The organism is Nocardia sp. NPDC055165, from assembly GCF_053606985.1.
This window is the reverse complement of record NZ_JBSGSS010000009.1, coordinates 216726-235435: the sequence shown is the minus strand read 5'-3', so window position 1 is coordinate 235435 and position 18710 is coordinate 216726. Positions and strand designations below refer to the sequence as shown.

20 protein-coding genes are annotated in these 18710 nt (G+C 68.9%); 7 read left to right on the top strand and 13 right to left on the bottom strand.

Annotation, left to right across the window (positions count from 1 at the left end; all coding sequences use genetic code 11):
• Positions 1-19: 19 nt before the first annotated feature.
• From ACWFRF_RS20415 to ACWFRF_RS20395, 5 genes are all read left to right on the top strand, one after another.
• Positions 20-445: a MarR family winged helix-turn-helix transcriptional regulator gene (locus ACWFRF_RS20415; protein ID WP_452451595.1), complete on the top strand. Its 426-nt coding sequence runs from the start codon at positions 20-22 to the stop codon at positions 443-445.
• Positions 446-461: 16 nt separating this feature from the next.
• Positions 462-1349, top strand: a complete 888-nt coding sequence (locus ACWFRF_RS20410; RefSeq protein ID WP_452451593.1) for a TIGR03621 family F420-dependent LLM class oxidoreductase — start codon at positions 462-464, stop codon at positions 1347-1349.
• A gap of 40 nt (positions 1350-1389) precedes the next feature.
• The gene (locus tag ACWFRF_RS20405) at positions 1390-2682 is read left to right on the top strand and encodes a Rieske 2Fe-2S domain-containing protein (RefSeq protein ID WP_452451591.1); all 1293 of its coding nucleotides are present in this window, start codon (positions 1390-1392) and stop codon (positions 2680-2682) included.
• 13 nt (positions 2683-2695) lie between these two features.
• Positions 2696-3640: a PDR/VanB family oxidoreductase gene (locus tag ACWFRF_RS20400; protein WP_452451589.1), complete on the top strand. Its 945-nt coding sequence runs from the start codon at positions 2696-2698 to the stop codon at positions 3638-3640.
• A gap of 76 nt (positions 3641-3716) precedes the next feature.
• Positions 3717-4484 (top strand): class I SAM-dependent methyltransferase, encoded by a 768-nt coding sequence (locus ACWFRF_RS20395; protein ID WP_452451587.1) that lies wholly within the window; start codon positions 3717-3719, stop codon positions 4482-4484.
• A gap of 12 nt (positions 4485-4496) precedes the next feature.
• Here the strand turns inward: ACWFRF_RS20395 and ACWFRF_RS20390 are convergent, their stop codons facing one another.
• Positions 4497-5174: a TetR/AcrR family transcriptional regulator gene (locus tag ACWFRF_RS20390; RefSeq protein ID WP_452451585.1), complete on the bottom strand. Its 678-nt coding sequence runs from the start codon at positions 5172-5174 to the stop codon at positions 4497-4499.
• 111 nt (positions 5175-5285) lie between these two features.
• Here ACWFRF_RS20390 and ACWFRF_RS20385 point away from each other — a divergent pair, with 111 nt between their 5' ends.
• Together ACWFRF_RS20385 and ACWFRF_RS20380 are read left to right on the top strand one after the other, a co-directional pair.
• Entirely contained in the window at positions 5286-5963 is a 678-nt protein-coding gene (locus tag ACWFRF_RS20385) for a hypothetical protein (protein WP_378707792.1), read from the top strand.
• Complete coding sequence (locus ACWFRF_RS20380; RefSeq protein ID WP_452451583.1) at positions 5960-6769, top strand: SDR family oxidoreductase; 810 nt, start codon at positions 5960-5962, stop codon at positions 6767-6769. The genes ACWFRF_RS20385 and ACWFRF_RS20380 overlap by 4 nt, the downstream gene beginning before the upstream one ends.
• A 69-nt stretch (positions 6770-6838) precedes the next feature.
• Here ACWFRF_RS20380 and fabD read toward each other — a convergent pair whose 3' ends face one another.
• Genes fabD through ACWFRF_RS20320 form a run of 12 tightly spaced genes read right to left on the bottom strand, consistent with a single transcriptional unit; the run spans position 6839 to position 18708 of the window.
• Positions 6839-7792, bottom strand: coding sequence for an ACP S-malonyltransferase (gene fabD / locus ACWFRF_RS20375; protein ID WP_452451581.1), 954 nt, complete (start codon positions 7790-7792; stop codon positions 6839-6841).
• A 31-nt stretch (positions 7793-7823) separates the two neighbouring features.
• Positions 7824-9041 carry an MFS transporter gene (locus ACWFRF_RS20370; RefSeq protein WP_452451579.1) on the bottom strand — a complete coding sequence of 406 codons (1218 nt, stop codon included), beginning with the start codon at positions 9039-9041 and terminating at the stop codon, positions 7824-7826.
• A complete protein-coding gene (locus ACWFRF_RS20365) occupies positions 9034-10053 on the bottom strand; it encodes an LLM class flavin-dependent oxidoreductase (RefSeq protein WP_387445118.1) in 1020 nt (339 codons plus the stop codon). Before ACWFRF_RS20365 ends, ACWFRF_RS20370 begins: the two co-directional genes overlap by 8 nt.
• A gap of 14 nt (positions 10054-10067) precedes the next feature.
• On the bottom strand, positions 10068-10277 hold the full coding sequence (locus ACWFRF_RS20360; protein ID WP_396952750.1) for an acyl-CoA carboxylase epsilon subunit: 210 nt from the start codon (positions 10275-10277) through the stop codon (positions 10068-10070).
• On the bottom strand, positions 10274-11845 hold the full coding sequence (locus ACWFRF_RS20355) for an acyl-CoA carboxylase subunit beta (RefSeq protein WP_452451576.1): 1572 nt from the start codon (positions 11843-11845) through the stop codon (positions 10274-10276). The genes ACWFRF_RS20360 and ACWFRF_RS20355 overlap by 4 nt, the downstream gene beginning before the upstream one ends.
• Positions 11846-11880: 35 nt before the next feature.
• Positions 11881-13836, bottom strand: a complete 1956-nt coding sequence (locus ACWFRF_RS20350; RefSeq protein WP_452451574.1) for an SDR family oxidoreductase — start codon at positions 13834-13836, stop codon at positions 11881-11883.
• Positions 13817-14764, bottom strand: coding sequence for an aromatase/cyclase (locus tag ACWFRF_RS20345; protein WP_452451572.1), 948 nt, complete (start codon positions 14762-14764; stop codon positions 13817-13819). The genes ACWFRF_RS20350 and ACWFRF_RS20345 overlap by 20 nt, the downstream gene beginning before the upstream one ends.
• A gap of 29 nt (positions 14765-14793) precedes the next feature.
• Positions 14794-15576, bottom strand: coding sequence for a 3-oxoacyl-ACP reductase FabG (gene fabG, locus ACWFRF_RS20340; protein WP_449987116.1), 783 nt, complete (start codon positions 15574-15576; stop codon positions 14794-14796).
• A 33-nt stretch (positions 15577-15609) separates the two neighbouring features.
• On the bottom strand, positions 15610-15873 hold the full coding sequence (locus ACWFRF_RS20335; protein ID WP_056819520.1) for an acyl carrier protein: 264 nt from the start codon (positions 15871-15873) through the stop codon (positions 15610-15612).
• A 14-nt stretch (positions 15874-15887) separates the two neighbouring features.
• The gene (locus ACWFRF_RS20330; RefSeq protein ID WP_452451570.1) at positions 15888-17111 is read right to left on the bottom strand and encodes a ketosynthase chain-length factor; all 1224 of its coding nucleotides are present in this window, start codon (positions 17109-17111) and stop codon (positions 15888-15890) included.
• Complete coding sequence (locus ACWFRF_RS20325) at positions 17108-18385, bottom strand: beta-ketoacyl-[acyl-carrier-protein] synthase family protein (protein ID WP_396891842.1); 1278 nt, start codon at positions 18383-18385, stop codon at positions 17108-17110. Before ACWFRF_RS20325 ends, ACWFRF_RS20330 begins: the two co-directional genes overlap by 4 nt.
• Positions 18382-18708, bottom strand: coding sequence for a TcmI family type II polyketide cyclase (locus ACWFRF_RS20320; RefSeq protein ID WP_067445797.1), 327 nt, complete (start codon positions 18706-18708; stop codon positions 18382-18384). The genes ACWFRF_RS20325 and ACWFRF_RS20320 overlap by 4 nt, the downstream gene beginning before the upstream one ends.
• Positions 18709-18710: the final 2 nt, after the last annotated feature.

Sequence of the window (18710 nt, the reverse complement as noted above, 5' to 3'; positions counted from 1 at the left end):
GACAACAGAGAGGCTCGTCATGCTCCAGAAGAACACGACCAAGCGCATCGGGTACTGGCTGCTCCACCTGCACCAGCAGTTCGACGTCGCCACCGGCGCGCTGCTGCACGAGCAGAAGCTCACCCGCCGGGACTGGCAGATCCTGCACGCCCTGCAGATCGGTCTGGGCAGCGTCGCCGAACTCGACGCGGCGTTCGAGCCGTTCCTGGTCTCCGACGGCGCCCAGACCTACCAGCCGATCGTCGACGACTTCGTCGGCCGCGGCTGGGTCGAGATCTCCGACGCGACGCTGCGACTCACCGCCGCGGGCGAGACGGCGCACGAGCGCGCCGAAGCTCTGGTGAACGCCCACGCCGACGAATCGCTGCGTGGCATCACCGAGGAGGAATTCCTCGCCGCGAACGCGGTCCTGGCCAAGATCGCCGACAACATCGCCACCGAATGAGCTCGCGAGGAGCGTCATGACTTCCCTGTACGACCGACCGTTCCGCTTCGGTCTCTGCCTGTTCACCCCGTCCACCAGGGCCGAATGGATCGCCAAGGTACGCAAGGCCGAGGAACTGGGCTACGACGTCATCTCGGTGTCGGACCACCTCGGCATGCCCGCCCCGATCCCGACCCTGCTGCTGGCCGCCGAGGCGACCGAGCGGATCCGCATCGGCACGCTGGTGTTCAACACCGCGTTCTACCATCCGACGGTGCTGGCCCGCGACCTCGCCACGGTCGACCGCTACTCCGGCGGCCGGGTGGAACTCGGGCTGGGCGCCGGCTACGACCGCGCGCAGTTCGACGCGGCCGGCATCCCGTTTCCCACTGCGGGCGAACGGGTTTCCCAGCTGGAGCGCACGGTCGCGGAGTTCCGCAAACCCAAGTCCGAGCTCGACCAGTACGCCCGGTTCGAACAGCCCGGCGGCCCGCCGATCCTGATCGCCGGTCGCGGGGCACGGGTCCTGCGGCTGGCGGCCGCCCACGCCGACATCATCGCCTTCACCGGCACCACCGAGGTCCGCGACGGCGACGGGCTGAAGCTGGGTGGCATCACCGAGGTCACCGACCGGATCGACTACGTGCGCGGGCTGCTCGGCGACCGGATCGACCAGGTGGAGTTCAACATTCCCATCCACAAAGTGCTGCCCAAGGGCGCGACCGACGGCGTGACCGACGTCTGGCAGAACCGGCTCGACCTCACGCCCGACGAGCTCGCCGAGCTGCCGTCGCTGCTGTTCGGCACCCCCGAGGAGAACGCCGACACCCTGCGCGAACGGCGCAAGACCCTCGGCCTGACCTACTACACCGTGCTCGAACCCGAGATGGAGGCCTTCGCCCGGATCATCCAGGCGCTCCGATAACGGGCCAGCACAACGTCTTTCGCACGCGGAGGAGACCGATATGACCGAACGAACCACGGTGGACACCGGTACCGGGTACGGCCGCAAGGCTCCGTCCTACGACGCACGCCTGACCGAGGTCGGCCCCGGCACACCGATGGGCGAGGCGCTGCGGCGGTACTGGCACCCGATCGCCACTTCAGCCACCCTCACCGCCGAAGCACCCCATCGCACCCGTGTCCTCGGCGAGGATCTGGTCGTCTTCCGGGACGGAAGCGGCCGCGCGGGGGTGGTTTTCGAGCGTTGCGCGCACCGCGGTGCCAGTCTGTTCTTCGGCCGGATCGAGGACGACGGGCTGCGCTGTGGTTATCACGGCTGGAAATACGATGTGCAGGGGCGATGCCTGGAGCAGGCCTGTGAACCCGATCGTGGCAAGCGCCGCGATGCCGCGCGTCAGCCGTGGTATCCGGTCGAGGAACGCTACGGGCTGGTGTTCGTCTACATGGGCCCGCCCGACCGCAAGCCCGTGCTGCCACGCTACGACGTGCTCGAGGACCTCGCCGAGGGTGAGCAGTACTTCGCCGAGTGGCCGTTCCCCGGACTGTCGGTCACCGGCGCCGAGCAGGATTTCCACTGGCTGCTGATCTACGAGAACACGATCGACCCGGTCCACATCAACTGGCTGCACTCCCAGCACAGCGGCTACCAGTTCCTCGGCACCGGCACCACCGGCTTCCCCGAGGACTTCTTCGACCCGTACACCCTGCCGGGCCGCGTCAGCTACGACCGCACCGATTTCGGGGCGAAGTACGGTGTCCGGTTCCTGGACAAGGAGCGCGACGGGGTGCGGACCGAGCGGGTCTGGGGCGCCGAGTTGCACCTGCCCAATGCCACAGTGCTGCCGGACTGGGTCGAACTGACCCCGGATACCAAGGCCGACATGGTGATCTGGGCGGTCCCGATCGACGACACCCGCCATCGCGCGTTCTTCTCCATCCGCGCGAGCGATCCCGCACGCGTGCAACGGTTCCTGTTCGGCATCACCCAGGACGGCAAGAACTCCTGGGAGCTGACCGACCAGGAACGTCAGCGCTTCCCCGGCGACGGCGAGGTGATGACCTCGCAGGGTCCGGTCGCGCTGCACTCCGAGGAGACCTTGGCGACGACGGACCGTGGCGTGGTGCTGCTGCGCCGGTTGCTGCGGACGATGATCGACGACGTGGAGGCGGGCCGTGATCCGCAGGGGGTGAGTCTGATCGAGGAGCCGGTGAGACACACCCAGGCTGGTCTGTTCACCCTCGCCACAGCCGCCGCGGACGGAACCGTGGCAGCGGTGCCTGCGGCCGGTGTCTGACCGGGGCAGCCCCGTGACCTGGATCGATGCGGTGGTCCATGCCCGCACCCCGGCGACCTCCGAGATCGCGGTGTTCGAACTCACCCCGGTCGACGGCACCGAGTTCCCCTCCTACACAGCGGGATCCCACGTCGATGTGCACCTGGGTTCGGGCCTGGTCCGCCAGTATTCACTGTGCGGACCGCCCGAGCCTGGCCGATACCGCCTGGCAGTGTTGAACGTCGCGAACTCGCGCGGCGGGTCGCGGGCGATGCACGCGCTCACGGTGGGCGAACAGGTGCGGATCTCTCCCCCGCGCAACCACTTTCCGCTCGCCGAGACAAGCAGCCATGTACTGATCGCGGGCGGCATCGGAATCACACCGCTGCTGGCCATGCTGACGCACCTCGAGCAGACCGGGGCCGACTACGTTCTGCACTACAGTGCTCGAACCCGCTCTCGCGCGGCCTTTCTCGACGAGCTGTCCGCGAATCCCCGCGTCCGGTTCCATTTCGACGGCGAAGACCCGAGCCTACTGCTCGACATCACCCGCGATCTGGGCGATCCGAGACCGGACACCGCGGTCTACGTCTGCGGGCCGGACGGCTTCATGGACTACGTCGTAGGCAAAGCCGAAGCCCTCGGCTGGCCGCGCACAGCACTGCACACCGAACGATTCGGCACCGACCTCACCGCGCCGACCGAGTCGCAAGAGGCCGGATTCACGGTCCGCCTGGCCTCCACCGGCGCCGAATACCTCGTCGGCGACGACCACAGCGTGCTGGATGTCCTCCTGGACAACGGTGTCGACGCGCCCTTCTCGTGCCAGCAGGGCATCTGCGGGGAATGCGTCGTGCGGGTACTGGCCGGCGAACCCGACCATCGCGACGACGTCCTCACCGACGCCGAACGCGCCGACGGCATGTTCACCACGTGCTCGTCACGAGCCCACTCCCCCGTCCTCGAGGTGGACCTCTGAAGACAGTCAGCCGAGTCTGGGCACGAATCTCGAAAATGAGTGGCGGCATCCGGTTCCCGAGGGCAAGGTCGGCTGTGTGGTGAGCAGCGATATGTGGGATGCCGCACAGGCCGAACGCTACGACCGCGATTCGGCCTTCATGCGCACGCCCGAAGCGCTCGATCCGACGGTGCGGTTCCTGGCGGACGCGGCAGACGGTGGTGCCGCGCTGGAATTCGCCATCGGGACCGGCCGCGTCGCGATTCCGCTGATCGAGCAGGGCGTCGACGTGAGTGGAATAGAGCTGTCCGCGCACATGGTCGACCAACTGCACCGCAAGCGCCCCGAGGTGCCGGTGATCATCGGCGACATGGCCTCGAGCCGGGTGCCGGGCGAATTCTCCCTGGTGTACCTGGTGTGGAACAGCCTCGGGAATCTGCGAACCCAAGCCGAGCAGGTCGAGTGCTTCCGCAATGCCGCACGGCATCTCGCACCCGGCGGCAGATTCGTTGTCGAGCTGTGGGTTCCGGGCATCCGCCGGTTTCCGCCCGGGCAAGCGGCGGTGCCGTTCCATGTGGGCAGCCACCATGCCGGATTCGACACCTATGACCTGAGCACTCAGCAGGGCACATCGCATCACTACCGACACCGTCCGGATGGCACGGTGACCTACGGCGTCAGCCACTTTCGCTACGTCTGGCCCGCGGAGTGCGATCTGATGGCGCAGTTGGCCGGGTTGTCGCTGGAGCGACGGAGCGCGGATTGGCTCGGTACTCCGTTCACCGACGACAGCGAGAACCATGTGTCGGTCTGGCGTAAGCCGCCGGACCGGACACAGGACCACGACGAGTCGACGGTGAGGTAGCCGACCGCCGACTCAGTGCCGCCCTGGTGCTTCGAGCCTGGAGCGGGCGATACCCGCCGCGCTTTCCCCCACGGCGAGCCACAGCGAGGCGATGTCCTCGACGAGGCTGCTCCGGTCGATGGGCGCGGTCCCTTCCGCCCAGGACAGGATCGCCTGGGCGGTTCCGCCGATGACGAAGGCCGGAGCACTCGCGGCGAGCGAGTCGTTTTCCAGTTCGACACCGTGCACGCTGCGGGCATGGCCGATGAGAATCGCGGTGAGGCCCTTCATCGCCTCTGCTCGCCGAGCATGGGCAGTAGGACTGTCGGCCACGCCGCCGAGTAGGACCAGCGCCTTCCGCGGGTCGGTCCCCAACGCGCCGACCACCGCATCGACCGCGGCGCGCGCCTGGTCTGCGAGGGACAGCTCGATCGAGTCCACGTAGGCGGCGACAGCGGCCTGACCCACTTCCACCGCTACCTCATCGATTACCTCGCTCGCCAGCGTGTCTAGATCGACGAAGCTCTCGTAGAAGTACCGCTTGTTGAGTTGCGCCTCGACGCAGAGTCCCGCGACGGTCGCGGATCGCCACCGATTCTCGGCCATCGCAGTCAGGGCCGCATCGATCAACTGGGAGCGCCGCCGCCGGACGCGATCCGGTGCGGACTCTCCCCCGTAGCTGCGTTTACCGGCTGAGGACACGCGCAGCATTCTCCCACCTCCGCGACAGCCGGTTCACCGTTGACATCCGTCGAGCAATTCTGGCACAGTTTCGTACCAGTTGATTCAGGTACCACTACGTACCAGATCGGAAGTCGAGTGATGACCGCAGACCTGAAGGGTGTCGAGATGCCCGAGGAACACCTGCCGAACGCCACCGCGATGCTCGATGAGCTCCGCGCGCTGGCCGAGCACAGCCCGACTCGGGCGCGGACGGAGACGTGGTCCTACCTCCGTGCGCTGGGAAGCCGAGACGACCACGACGCGCTGTCACAGCTCTTCGGCGCGGGCGTGGAACCCCGCGATCTGGACGGCAAGCTCGAAGGCCAGATCGTCGGGAAGCTGTTCGGCATTCCCGAAGCCGCACTCGCCAACCAGCTCATGAAGGTCGACCCGACGTGGCGGGGTAAATCCTTCGATCTGGCGGCGGGCACGGGATCGAATCGCCTGTCCCCGATCGCGCTGCTGGCGATGCCCCTGGTCACCTTCGGCTACCTCGGACTCCGCATGGTCGGCGGCGAGGCCGAAGGGTTCCACTTCCACCATTCCGTCGACCGGGGTCTCATCGAGCCGCGAGTCACAGTGCGCGCCTTGGACTATGGCGTGCCACACCACAAGAACCCCGGCGTTCGCACCTTCCCGATCCGCAAGACGCGCGACGAGATCGTGGAACTGACGCCCGGCGTATACCTCGGCCGCGCACTGTTGTTCACCGGGGCCGAGAAGATCCGTCTCATCGCCTATTTCGCCCTGCGGCACCCCGTGGGCAGCCCGCTGTGATCGGGCTCGACGGCGCCAACGTCTGTGTGACCGGTGGCGCCCGCGGCATCGGCCGCGCCACTGTCGCGGAACTGACCCGTCGGGGAGCGACGGTCTGGATCGGTGATCGCGACCTCGCCGCCGCCCAGGAAACCGCCGAGACACTCGGTGCCCAGGCGCGCTACCTCGACGTCACCGACGAAGCCAGCTTCCAGGAATTCCTTCGCGCAGCATCGGAGCGAGCGCCCATCGATATGCTGGTCAACAACGCCGGAATCCAGCTGATGGGCCGTTTCGTCGATCACGACCTCGCCGCGCTACAGCGTGAGCTGGCGATCAACCTGGGAGCGGTACTGACCGGAACGCACCTCGTCCTACCCGACATGATCCGACGTGGACGAGGACACATCGTGAACGTGTCCTCGATGGCGGGCAAGGTCACCACCCCGGGTATCGCGACCTACTGCGCGTCGAAATTCGGCGTGGTCGCCCTCTCCCGGGCCGTCCGAGCAGAACTCGCCGGAACCGGCGTCACCCTGACCACCGTCATGCCCGCCGCCACCCGAACAGACCTGACCGCCGGGGTGTTGCTTCGCCTACAACCCACCCTCACACCCGAAACCGTCGCCGCTGCCATCGTCGACAGCGCGGAACACGGCCGAGGCGAGGTGACCGTTCCCCGATACCTCGCCCCGATCGGCCTGCTCGAGGAAATCATCCCCGCGCAGATCATGTGGCACCTCAAACGATTCGTCGGTGGTGCCGATTACGGCGCTTTCGACCCGGTCGGACGACAGGCGTACCTCGAGCGGACCCGATCATCCTGAAAGCGCCCGCCGAGATCGCGCCACCGCTTGCGTCAACCCACCACCCGGTGACGTCTGGTGGGTAATCGGCTAGCTCTGCTGTTCGGGTGTGGAAATCGCCGTCGAGCTGACGTCGGGCGCGATGCGGCGGGAGAATCCGGTCAGTACCTGCCCCGGTCCCAGCTCGACCAGTTCGTCGTAGCCGTCGCTCGCGGCCCGTCGGACGGTCTCCACCCAGCGGACCGGGGCCAGCAGTTGGCCGCGCAGCAGTGCGCGGATCTCGGTGGGGTCGGTGACGTAGTCGGCCGTCACCGCGCTGAGCACCGGAACGAGCGGCGGCCGGAGGGTGTAGCGGTCGAGTTCGGCGCCGAATTCGGCGGCGATGTCGGCCATCAGGGGCGAATGGAAGGCTCCGGCGACCTTGAGCCGCACCACTTTCGCCGCGCCGGCGGACCGGGCCAGGTCCTCGAGGTCGGCTACGGCGGAGGCGGCGCCGGAGACCACGGTCTGGGTCGGCTGGTTGTAGTTGGCCACACCGACAACGCCCGAGGTGACGCGGGCGCACAGCGCGTCGACCTGCTCGGCGGGTAGGCCGATGACGGCGCTCATCGCGCCGTCGTAGCGGCGGGAGACCTCGGCCATGAGCTCGCCGCGGCGGCGCACCAGTTGCAGGACGGTGTCCTCGTCGAACACTCCAGCGACGGCCAGGGCGGTGAACTCCCCCAGGCTGTGACCGGCGACCGCCGCGGGCGGCAGTCCCCGCTGTGTCCGGACCGCGCTGAGGGCCAGGCTGGTGGCGACGATCGCGGGCTGGGCCACATCGGTGGCCCGCAACTGCTCAGCGGTGCCGTCGACGCACAGCTGGGTCAGCGGGATACCGAGAATGTCGTCGGCGCGGCGGAAGACCTCCTCGGCCACCGGGTAGTCGGTGATCCACGCGGCCATGCCGGGCCGCTGGGAGCCCTGCCCGGGGAACAGTGCCAGGGTCCTCGGGCCCGTCGCCAGCTGGTCGGGCTGTTCTCGGATGAAGACATCGACGGTCATGACTGGGACCTCCTGGATGTGACTGTGGTTGTCATGGAACGACTTTCGCCGGTGCGGATGCCGCGGAGGCGCGAAGTTCGCTGCTCGCGGCGAGGACCGCGAGCAGCCCGGCGACCGCGATCACCGCCGCCGCGGGACGATAGGCATCGAAGGCCACCGCCACTCCGACAGTGATCGGCAGCACGAACGCCGCGCCGAACTGGACACCGGTTTGATACAGCGGCACCGCGATCGGGCGGAGTTCGGCGGGCACGGTGGCGGTCGACTGCATGTTCAGCGCGGCGAACGAGAGGACGAACCCGGCTTCGATCAGCAGCAGCACCGGCAGCGCGTCGGTCACGTAGTCGTGGATCTCGGGTCGGGCGAACAGCAGCAGGTGCCCGGCCAGCGTCGCCACCGCGCCGGCGAGGATCAGGCGCGCGGTGCCGTACCGCTCCACGAACCGTCCCGCGAACGGAACCGACAGTGCCAGCGGCAGACTCGCGGGTAGCAGTCCGACGGCGATCTGCCACGGCACCCAACCGAGCGACTCGTGCAGCTGCACCGCGATCACCACCAGCAGTGCGAGGTAACCGCCGTTGAGCGCTCCCGCGCCGAGGCCGGATCGTGCCAGCGAACCATTGCGCAACAACGGTTTCGACAGCCGCGGCGGTGTGGCGACCGGCGGGTCGGGGATAACCCGCCACGCGGCGACGAGCAGGGCGAGCGCGATCGGCGCGGGGAACACGAACAGCAGGTGCCAGTTCAGCGCGGTGAGCCAACCCGACAGCAGTAGACCGGTGGTGAATCCGGCCGCGCCGAAGACCGCGTACACCGAGATCGCGCAGCGCTGCTGGGCACCGGCCGGGAACTCCGCGGCGATCACCGCCAGCCCGGCGGGTGCGGTCAGCGCGGCGGCGGCGCCCTTCACCACGCGGGTCGCGACGAGCAGGGCCAGGTCGTCGGTGAGCCCGCCGATCACCGAGGCGACGGCGAACAGCGCCATGGCGACGAGATAGACCTGCCTGCGCCCGAACCGGGCGGCCAGCGCGGGCCCGGCGAGGAGCAGCGCGGCGAACCCCGCCGCGAAACCGCTGAGCAGCCACTGGGTTTGCCCGATCGACCGGTTCAGTTCGGTGGTGAGCACACCGAGTGCGGGCACCAGGATGGAGCCTTCGATGGCGTCGAGAATCATATTGCCCGACAGCACCAGCAGCAGTATCCAGCGGCGCCGATCCCAGGTCGGCGCCGCTGGTCGCACGTCAGCCATGGCCGTTGCGCGCCGAGATCGGGCCGCCGGTGCTCACCTGGAACTGCTTGTCCAGCAACGGTGGCAGCTGTTCACTCACCAGCTCGATGTGGCGGGTGACCAGGTCGTCGGGCATGCCGGCGATGCTGGCCCAGAAGATCAGGTGCCGCACCGGCAGACCGGCCACCCGTTCGTGGATCCGCACGGCAGCCTGTTCGGGGGTGAGGATCTCGAGCAGACCGAAGGATCCGTCCTCGGGGCGTTGGCGCAGCTGATCGAGTTCGAGGGCGGGCGGCACCGGCGCGTCGGTGCCCTCCACCGACAGCTGCCGGTAGGAGTTCATCTGGTGCGCGAGGTGCGGTGCGACCCGAGCCCAGGCGGCCTCGGGGTCATCGGCCAGCAGGATCGGCAGCAGATCCGAGACCCGCGCGGACTCGGGATCGTGACCACCTTCGATGAGTCCCTCGCGGTACAGCGGGAACAGCTGGTGCGAGATGTGCAGGAATCCGATGCCGAGGCGCCCGGCGAGGCGGGCGCCGCGCGGACCGTAGAACCCGCCCCACAGCGGCACGGGATCCTGGATCGGCCCCGGCGTGATCCCGCCGGTGGCCCACAACCGCTGGATCTCGGCGATGTTGTCGCCGGTACGAGCGAACCGGCGGCTGAAATCGGTGTCGAAGAGCTGGTATTCGGGCAGGCGGTAGCCGGCGCCGAGACCGAGTTCGAGACGGCCGCCACTGATCAGATCGACCAGTGCCGCCTCCTCGGCGAGCTGGGCCGGCTTGCGCAGGGCCGGCAGCACCACGGCGGTGCCGATGCGCACCCGCTTGGTTCTGGCGGCCGCCGCGGCGGCGAAGGTGAGCGGCTGCGGGAGATAGCCGTCCTCGAACAGGTGGTGCTCGGTGAACCAGACTCCGCCCGCGCCGCGCAGGTCGGCCTCCTCACAGAACTCGAGGGTGCGGGCGTAGTGGTCGGCCCACGGGCGCTGCCACTGTGCGGGGTTGCGCAGGTCGAAGAGCAGTCCGACGTCCATGGTGGCTCCGTTCGTCAGCGGGTGGATCCGGTCCACGCGCGGGGGTCGGTGAAGGCGGGTCGGCGTTCCAGACGCCGCCAGCGAGCGACGGGCCTGGTCGGGGTCGGCGCCACGGCGGCGGCCCGTCGCCGGGCGAGCAGCAGCACGAGCAACGCGCCGAGTTCGTCCGGGTCGGCGCTGCCCTTCTCGACGCGAAGGAAGGGCACCGGGTCCTCGACGCTCATTGCGGCGGATTCCCGTGCTTGCGGCGGGGCAGATCGGTGTCCTTGCCCGCCAGCATGGCGAAGGCGCGGATCAGCACGCCACGGGTGTCGCGCGGATCGATCACGTCGTCGATGAGTCCGCGCTCGGCCGCGTAGTAGGGATGCACGAGTTCCTCGCGGTACTCGGCGATCTTGCGGTCCCTGGTGGCCGCGGGATCCTCCGACGCGGCGATCTCGCGCCGGAACACCACGTCGGCCGCGGCCTCGGCGCCCATGACGGCGATCTCGTTGGTCGGCCAAGCCAGCGCGAGATCGGTGCCGATCGACAGCGAGTCCATCACGATGTAGGCGCCGCCGTAGGACTTGCGCAGTACCAACGAGATTCGCGGCACCGTCGCGTTGCAATAGGCGTAGAGCAGTTTGGCCCCGCGACGGATGATGCCCGCGTGTTCCTGGTCGACGCCGGGCAGGAACCCCGGCACGTCGACCAGGGTCAGCAACGGAATGTTGAACGCGTCGCAGAACTGGACGAACCGCGCGCCCTTCTCACTCGCGTCGATGTCGAGCACCCCGGCCAGGCTCATCGGTTGGCTGGCCACCACCCCGACCACGTGGCCGTCGAGCCGGGCCAGCGCGCACACCAGGTTGGTCGCCCAGGTGGCCTGTACTTCGAAATAGTCTCCGTCGTCGACGATTTCGGCCAGCACCTCGCGAATGTCGTAGGGGCGGTTGCCGTCCAGCGGCACCAGGTCGGTCAAGGCGGTGGTCTGCCGGTCGGCGGGGTCGGCGGTGAACGCCACCGGCGGCAGCTCCCGATTGTTGGCGGGCAGCATCGACAGCAGCGCGCGAACATCGGACAGGCACGATTGTTCGTCGTCGTAGACGAAATGGGCCACCCCCGAGATCGAGGCGTGGATGTCGGCGCCGCCGAGTTCGTCGTGGGTCACCACCTCGCCGGTCACGGTGCGCACCACATCGGGGCCGGTGATGAACATCTGCGCGATATCGCGCACCACGAAGACGAAGTCGGTGAGCGCGGGCGAGTACGCCGCCCCGCCGGCGCACGGCCCGAGCATCACGCTGATCTGCGGGATGACTCCCGAGGCCCTGGTGTTGCGGCGGAAGATCCCGCCGTAGCCCGCCAGCGCCGTCACGCCCTCCTGGATGCGGGCGCCCGCACCGTCGTTGAGCGAGACCAGCGGAGCGCCCGCCGTGACGGCCATGTCCATGATCTTGTGGATCTTCTGGGCGTGTGCCTCGCCGAGTGCGCCGCCGAAGATCCGGAAGTCGCTGGCGTAGACGAAGACCGTGCGCGTATCCACGGTTCCCCACCCGGTGATCACGCCGTCGGTGTGGGGTCTGCGCGCCTCCAGTCCGAAGCCGGTGGCCCGGTGTCTGCGCAGCGGCTCCACCTCGACGAACGAACCGGGGTCGAGGAGCAGGTCGATGCGTTCGCGGGCGGTGAGTTTGCCCTTGGCGTGCTGGCGTTCGGTGGCCGCCGGGTCGGGGCCCAGACGTGCGGCGCGCTTGAGCGCGTCGAGTTCGTCGAGCCGTTGGGTGTACCCGGTGGGTTCTTGCACTGTCGTCATCGGATCTCCTGATGTGGTCGGCGGCGGCCGTGCTGTCAGCCGAGTAGCGTCCCGCCGGTGGCGTCGATGAACGCGCCGGTGATCCAGCGGGCTTCGTCGGTGGCGAGGAAGGTGACGACATCGGCGACGTCGACCGCCTCGCCGACGCGTTTGAACGCCGAGAACTGCGCCATCTGCTCGACTGCCTCCGGGATGTCGAACACGGCGCTGCCGTTGTTGGTGATGCCGGGCGCGACGCTGTTGACGGTGATCCCGCGTGGTGCCAGGTGTCGGGCGAAGTGCAGCGTGATCTGTTCCACCGCACCCTTGGTCATCGAGTAGGCCACCTGGTCGGGGCTGGCGAATCGGGTGAGTCCGGAGGAGATGTTGATGATGCGCCCGCCTTCGGGCAGCAGGCCGAGAGCGCGCTGCACGATGAAGAACGGCGCGCGCACATTGACCGCGAACAGCCGGTCGAAGTCCTCGGGTGTCACGTCCTCGGGGGCGACGCCGGCCGGGGTGGTGACACCGGCGTTGTTGACCAGGATGTCGAGTGTGGTCTGCCCTGTCCGTTCCTTGAGTCCCTGTTCGAGACCGAGGAACAACTCGTGTACGCCGCCTGTCGTGCCGAGCTCGGCCCGCACGGGAAACGCACGGCCGCCGTCGTTCTCGATGACCTCGACGGTCTCGCGGGCCGCGGCCTCGTTGTCCGCGTAGTGCACGGCCACGAGCGCGCCCTTGGCGGCGAGCTGGCGGGCGGTCGCGCGGCCGATGCCGCGGCTGGATCCGGTGACCAGGGCGGTCTTGTTCGTCAGGCTCATCGATATCTCCTTGGAATCGAGTGGTGCGGGCGCCGGGTCGCCGGGACCGGGCAGGCCGCTGATCATGCGGGCGAGATGGGATCGGACATCGCCGAGCCGCAAGAGCTCGGCGAACAGCTGCCTGGCGGGTTCGACTTCCGGTCCGCCCAGCAGCAGCAAGGTCTGGGCGCGGATATTGGTCAGGGTGCGCGCGCCGACGGCGTGGCGGGTGCGGTGATAGCCGTCGAGTTCGGCCTCGCCTGCGGTGCCGGTGATCGCGGCGATCAACCGGCTCGACAGGTCGGCCGCGTCCTGCAAGCCGAGATTGAGGGCTTGGCCGCCCACCGGCATCTGCCGATGGGCCGCGTCACCGGCGAGCAGGACCCGGCCGCGCCGGTACCGGGTGACCTGCCGGCTGGTGTCGTCGAACGCGTTGCGCCACAACGGTGTTCCGTGTCCGATCGACTCGCCGGTCACCCGTTCCCAGGCGTCGGCGATCTCGGCGAACTCCGGCTCCCCGCCCCCGGCGCGGGGTGCGGCGCCGTAGACGTGCACCATCACCCTGGTGCTGCCGTCGGGCCAGCGCGAGGACACCGCCAGCCCGTGCGGGAGCCGTTCGAATCGACGGGCCGGGATATCTATTCCGGCCACGTCGGCTCGCAGCATCTCCCGCCCGGCCTCGAGACCCGCCAGCTCGAATCCGGCCAGCTCGCGCACGGTGCCGCGTTCCCCATCGCAACCGACGAGGTAGGCGCCCCGGTGGGTGTGCCGTTCACCGTCCGGGGTGACGGTGTCGATCAGCACAGCGCCCGCCCGCGCGGTCACGGTGGTGACTCGGTGCCCACGCCGGAGCACCGCGCCCGCCTCGAGTGCTCGTTCCCCCAGCACCGCTTCCAGCCGGACCTGCGGGCACTTCCGCTGGCCCGAGAACCGGTGGGCCGGATCGGCTTCGGTCAGATCCAGGCGCAGTCCGCCGAAGTGTCCCGGCCCGCCGTCGGGCAGCGGCCCGAGCCGATCGAGCACGCCCCGCTCGGCGAGCACGTCCATGGTGCGGGCGTGCAGGGTGGAGGCCCGCGATTCGGTGGTGGGGGTGATCCGCTGTTCCACCACCGTCACGCGGACGCCCGCGCCGGCCAGATCGCCCGCGAGCAGCAACCCGACCGGCCCCGCGCCGACGATCAGGACGTCGGTGTCATCGACGAGCTTCGGCATAGTTCTTGGCGTGGTTCAGCGTGGCCCGGCTGTTGCCCCCGAGCGCCTCGCGCAGAAAGGTCCGCGCCTCTGGCACCCCGGCGTCGGGGCCGAGGATCTCGGTGATCTGTGTCGCCTCGATGATCACCGTGTGCTGCGAGGACGCGGTGGTCGTGCCGTCGGGGTTGGTCCGGAACTCCCAGTAGCCGGTGTGCAGGGCCATCAGGGCGGGCAGGGTGGTCTGCTTGTAGGCGATCCGGTGCTGCGGGAAGCAGACCCGGACCGACTCGGTGGTGTGACTCGATCCGTCCTTGGTCAGGGTGTCCATGCGCAGCACCTGCACACCGGGGGTGTTCTCGGTGAGCTGCACCGAGGCCACGTGCGGGAGACGCTCGGTCCACAGGTTCGCCTCGTTGACGAAGTCGTAGACATCACTTGCCGCACCGGCGATCTCGACTGAGTCGACGAACGACAGGGTCAGATCGGCGGTGCGCACCACCGACTCCACCGCGGCCTTGAGACCGGGCAGTTCCGCACGGCTGTTGTCGTCGACCGCCTTCTCGATCCACGCCAGCCCGTCCGGATCGTCGTCGATGGCTCGGTAGGAGTGCAGCAGCCGCAGCTCGGTCCCGCCGTCCTCGCGCGGTTCGATGATCCAGGTGCCGCTCATCTGGGCCACCGGGGGCGCGGACACCTCCTGCCAGAAGGTGATCCGCAGTTGCTCGGGATCGAGCACGCGGCGCGAGATCCAGGTCTTGGGTTCACCGTTGGCGGTGGCCCAGATCTGGATGCGTTCCTCGTTGCCCTCGTGTTCGAGGCGGGTCACATACACCGAGGGTGGGAACAGCCGGGGCCAGTTCTCCACCTCGGCGAGAAGGCGGTACACCTCGGTCGGCGGGGCCGCCACGGTGATCGTGTGCTCGACCTCGCGGTTGGTCTGCGTCGTCATGGAAGTCTCCTGGTGCTCGTCGGCCGGAATCAGAAGTTGCCGAGTCCGCCGCAGACGTTGAGCGCCTGCGCGGTGATGGAGGCGGCCAGATCGGACGCCAGGTAGCCGACCAGGCCGGCCACCTCTTCGGGGGTGGAGTAGCGGCCGAGCGGGATCTTGGCCTGGAACTTGGTGAGGATCGCGTCCTCGGTGGTGTCGTAGGCCGCGGCGTAGCCGGACCGAACCCGTTGTGCCATCGGCGTTTCCACGTAGCCGGGGCACACGGCATTGACCGTGATCCCGGTCGGGGCCAGCTCGTTGCCGAGCGCCTTGGTGAACCCGACGACGCCGTGCTTGGACGCCGAGTACGGCGCCCCGAGCACCACGCCCTGCTTGCCCGCCGTCGAGGCGATGTTGATGATGCGGCCGCGCTGTTTTTCTCGCATGCCGCCGGTGGTGAGTACCTCGCGGCTGGCCAGGAACACGCTGTTGAGGTTGGTCGCGATCACGTCGGACCACAGTTCCTCGGTGAGGTCGGCGGTGACGCCGCCGCCGGAGCGGCCCGCGTTGTTGACCAGCACGTCCACCGGGCCGAACCGGTCGACCGCCGCCCGTACGAACGCCGAGATATCCTCGGCCGCACGGACATCAGCGGTCGTGCCGTCCACGTCGAAGCCCTCGCCCCGCAATTGCGCGACGGTGTCGGCGACGGCTTCCTTGTTGCGTGCGCACAGGAACACCCGGTGTCCCTGCCCCGCCAGTTGACGGACCGAGGCGAGGCCGATGCCGCTGGTGGCGCCGGTGACCAGAGCCACCTTGTCGTCGTTGGTCATATCTGTTCTCCTGTCGGGCAATCGGTGTCGCGCTCAGCTGGGCTGGGGCGCTTCGAGCAGCTGTTCGTTGACCAGGTCGACCAGCGCGCGCGGCGTGGTCACGGCGACGACGGCGTCGTCGTCGAGGGTGACGCCGAATTCGCGTTTGATCCGGCCGGTGGTCTCGAGCAGCGCCAGCGACTCGTAGCCGAGGTCTTCGAACTCGATATCGGCGAATTCGCCGTCGAGGCCGGGGCTGTCGCCGCTGCCTTCTCGTAGGATGCGGCGCAGATCGTCGAGTGTGAACGATGTCGACACGGGCTTTCCTTTCCTCAGGGGCGAAGGTGTTCGGGGCCGCGAACGACCATGGCGGAGTTGAACCCACCCGCACCGCGGGCGAGCACGAGCGCGGTCCGCACGGGTGCGGGCCTGACCTCGGTGACCAGGTCGAGCTGGTAGTCCGCGGCGAGATCGGTGCCGATGGTCGGCGGGATCACCCCGTCGCGGATGGACAGGAAGGCGGCGGCCAGATCCAGCGGTGCCGCGCCCGAATAGAGCCGTCCGGTCATGGTTTTCGGTGCTGTCACCGGCACGCCACGCGCACCGAACACCGCGACCAGGGCGTCGACCTCGATCCGGTCGAGTTCGCCGATGCCTGCGGCATCGGCGAAGACGACGTCGATCTCGGCGGGAGTCACCCCCGCGTCGCCGAGGGCGAGTTCGATCGCCCTGCGCAGCCCCGGCTCGCCCGGACCGTCGGGGCGCGGGTCGACGGTGGCCGCGTGCCCGGCGATCTCGCCGTAGATCTGGGGCGCATCGCGTTGTCTGGCGTGCTCGGCGTCCTCGAGGACCAGCAGCGCGCCACCCTCGCCCGGGACGTAGCCGCCGGCCTGCGCGTCGAACGGCAGGTAGGCGCGGTTCGGGTCGGTGACGGTGCTCAGTCCGCCGCCCGCCAGCTGTGCCACCCAGCCCCACGGGCAGATCGAGGCGTCGATCGCGCCGGTCACCACCAGCGTGGTCCCGCGCCGAATCTGCCTGCGCGCCTGGGCCACCGCGTCCAGCCCACCGGCCTGGTCGCTGACCACCACGCTGCTCGGCCCGCGCAGCCCGTTGCGGATGGAGATCTGTCCGCTGTTGACCGCGTAGAACCAGGCGAAGGACTGATAGGCGCTCACGTACTCGCCGCCCTTGCTCCACAGTGCGCGCAGTTCGTTCTGCCCGAACTCGAAGCCACCCGAACTGCTGGCGGTGATCACGCCCGCGGCGTAATCGGGCAGCTCGTCGGGTCGCACGCCGGCGTCGGCGAAGGCCCAGTCCGCGCTCACCAGAGCCAGCCGCGTCATCCGGTCGGTCTGCGGCAACAGCCTGCCCGGCAGGTGCTCCTCGGCCTCGAATCCGGTGATCTCCCCGGCTAGTTGCGCGGGGTAGGACGCGGGGTCGAACCGGGTGACCCGGCGGATCCCGGTGCGCCCGGCCAGCGTGGTGCGCCAGTACTCTTCCAGCCCGAGACCGGTCGGCGCGGCGACGCCGAGCCCGGTCACCACCGCGGCGGTCATCGTCGGCTCCGGAAAGGATCAGCGAGCACGACCGCGCTCTGGAACCCACCGAACCCGCTGCCCACCGACAGCACCACGTCGACCTTGTGGTCGCGCGCGGTCAACGGCACGTAGTCCAGATCGCATTCGGGGTCGGGATTGTGCAGGTTCGCCGTGGGCGGCACCACGTTGTTGACCAACGCCAGCACCGACGCCGCGATCTCGATCGACCCGATCGCGCCGAGCGAATGCCCGACCATCGACTTGATCGAGCTCATCGGCGTGCGGTACGCGTGATCGCCGAGAACGCGCTTGACCGCGGCGGTCTCGTGCCGGTCGTTCTGTTTGGTGCCGGAACCGTGCGCGTTGATGTAATCGATCTCGGTGCCGTCGATCCGCGCCTGGCCGAGTGCGGTGCGGATCGCCTCGGCCATCTCCTTGCCGTCCGGGCGCAAGCCGGTCATGTGGAAGGCATTGGAACGGGTGGCGTGTCCGGCCAGCTCGGCGTAGATCGTCGCGCCGCGTTTGCGCGCGCTCTCCAGTTCCTCGAGCACGAACACCGCCGCGCCCTCGCCGAGGACGAAGCCGTTGCGGCTGGCGTCGAAGGGCCGCGAGGCGTGCGCGGGATCGTCGTTGCGCGGGGTGGTCGCCTTGATCGCGTCGAAGCAGGCCACCGTGATCGGGCTGATCGGGGCATCGGTAGCGCCCGCGATCATCACGTCCGCGCCGCCTTCGCGCAGCACTTCCGCGGCGTAGCCGACCGCGTCCAGACCGGAAGTGCACCCGGTGGACACCACGGTCGACGGCCCCTGCGCGCCGACCGCCCAGGCCACTTCGGTCGCGAACGAACTCGGGACGAAGTAGTTGTAGAGGTGCGGCACCGCGTAGTTGTGATCGACCAGTTCCAGCCGCCCACCATCACTGACGGTGCGGTACTCCTCATCGAGGCCCATCGTGGCGCCCACCGCGCTGCCGATGGTGACACCGGTCCGGAACGGGTCGATATCGTCGAACTCGAGCCCGCTGTCGGCGACCGCCTCGCGGGCACTGACCACCGCCAGCTGCGCCGCCCGGTCCATCCGCCGGATCTCCTGCGGGGTCAGGCCGTGTAATTCGGGGTCGAAGTCGATCTCGGCGGCCACCTGGGACCGGAACGGCGCCGGATCGAACAGCGAGATCCGTCCGGTCGCGGTGCGGCCGTTGGAGATCAGGTCCCAGAAGCTCTTCGTTCCCACCCCGCCGGGGGCGCAGACCCCGACGCCGGTGATCACCACGCGACGTTCGGGCGCGCTCATCGCGCGTTCCAGTCGTAGAAGCGGTGCGCCATCGCGTCCGCGGGTGAGCGCCAGGTCTTCGGGTCGTAGGCCTCGATGAACGGCTTGAGATCCTGACTGATCCGCACGAAGCGGTCGTCGGTCTTGGCGTCCTCGATCCGTTCGCCGCCGTTGTCCTCGTCGAAGTCCTGCAGATGGAAGTACAGGCCGCGGTAGTGGAAGAGCTGGCGGCGGCGCGTGCCCATCCGGTGCGGCAGCTCGGTGGTGTCGAATTCCCGGAACAGTCCGGCGACATCGCCCGCGGACGCGAGGTCCATGCGGGCCACGATCAGTGTGCTGAACATTG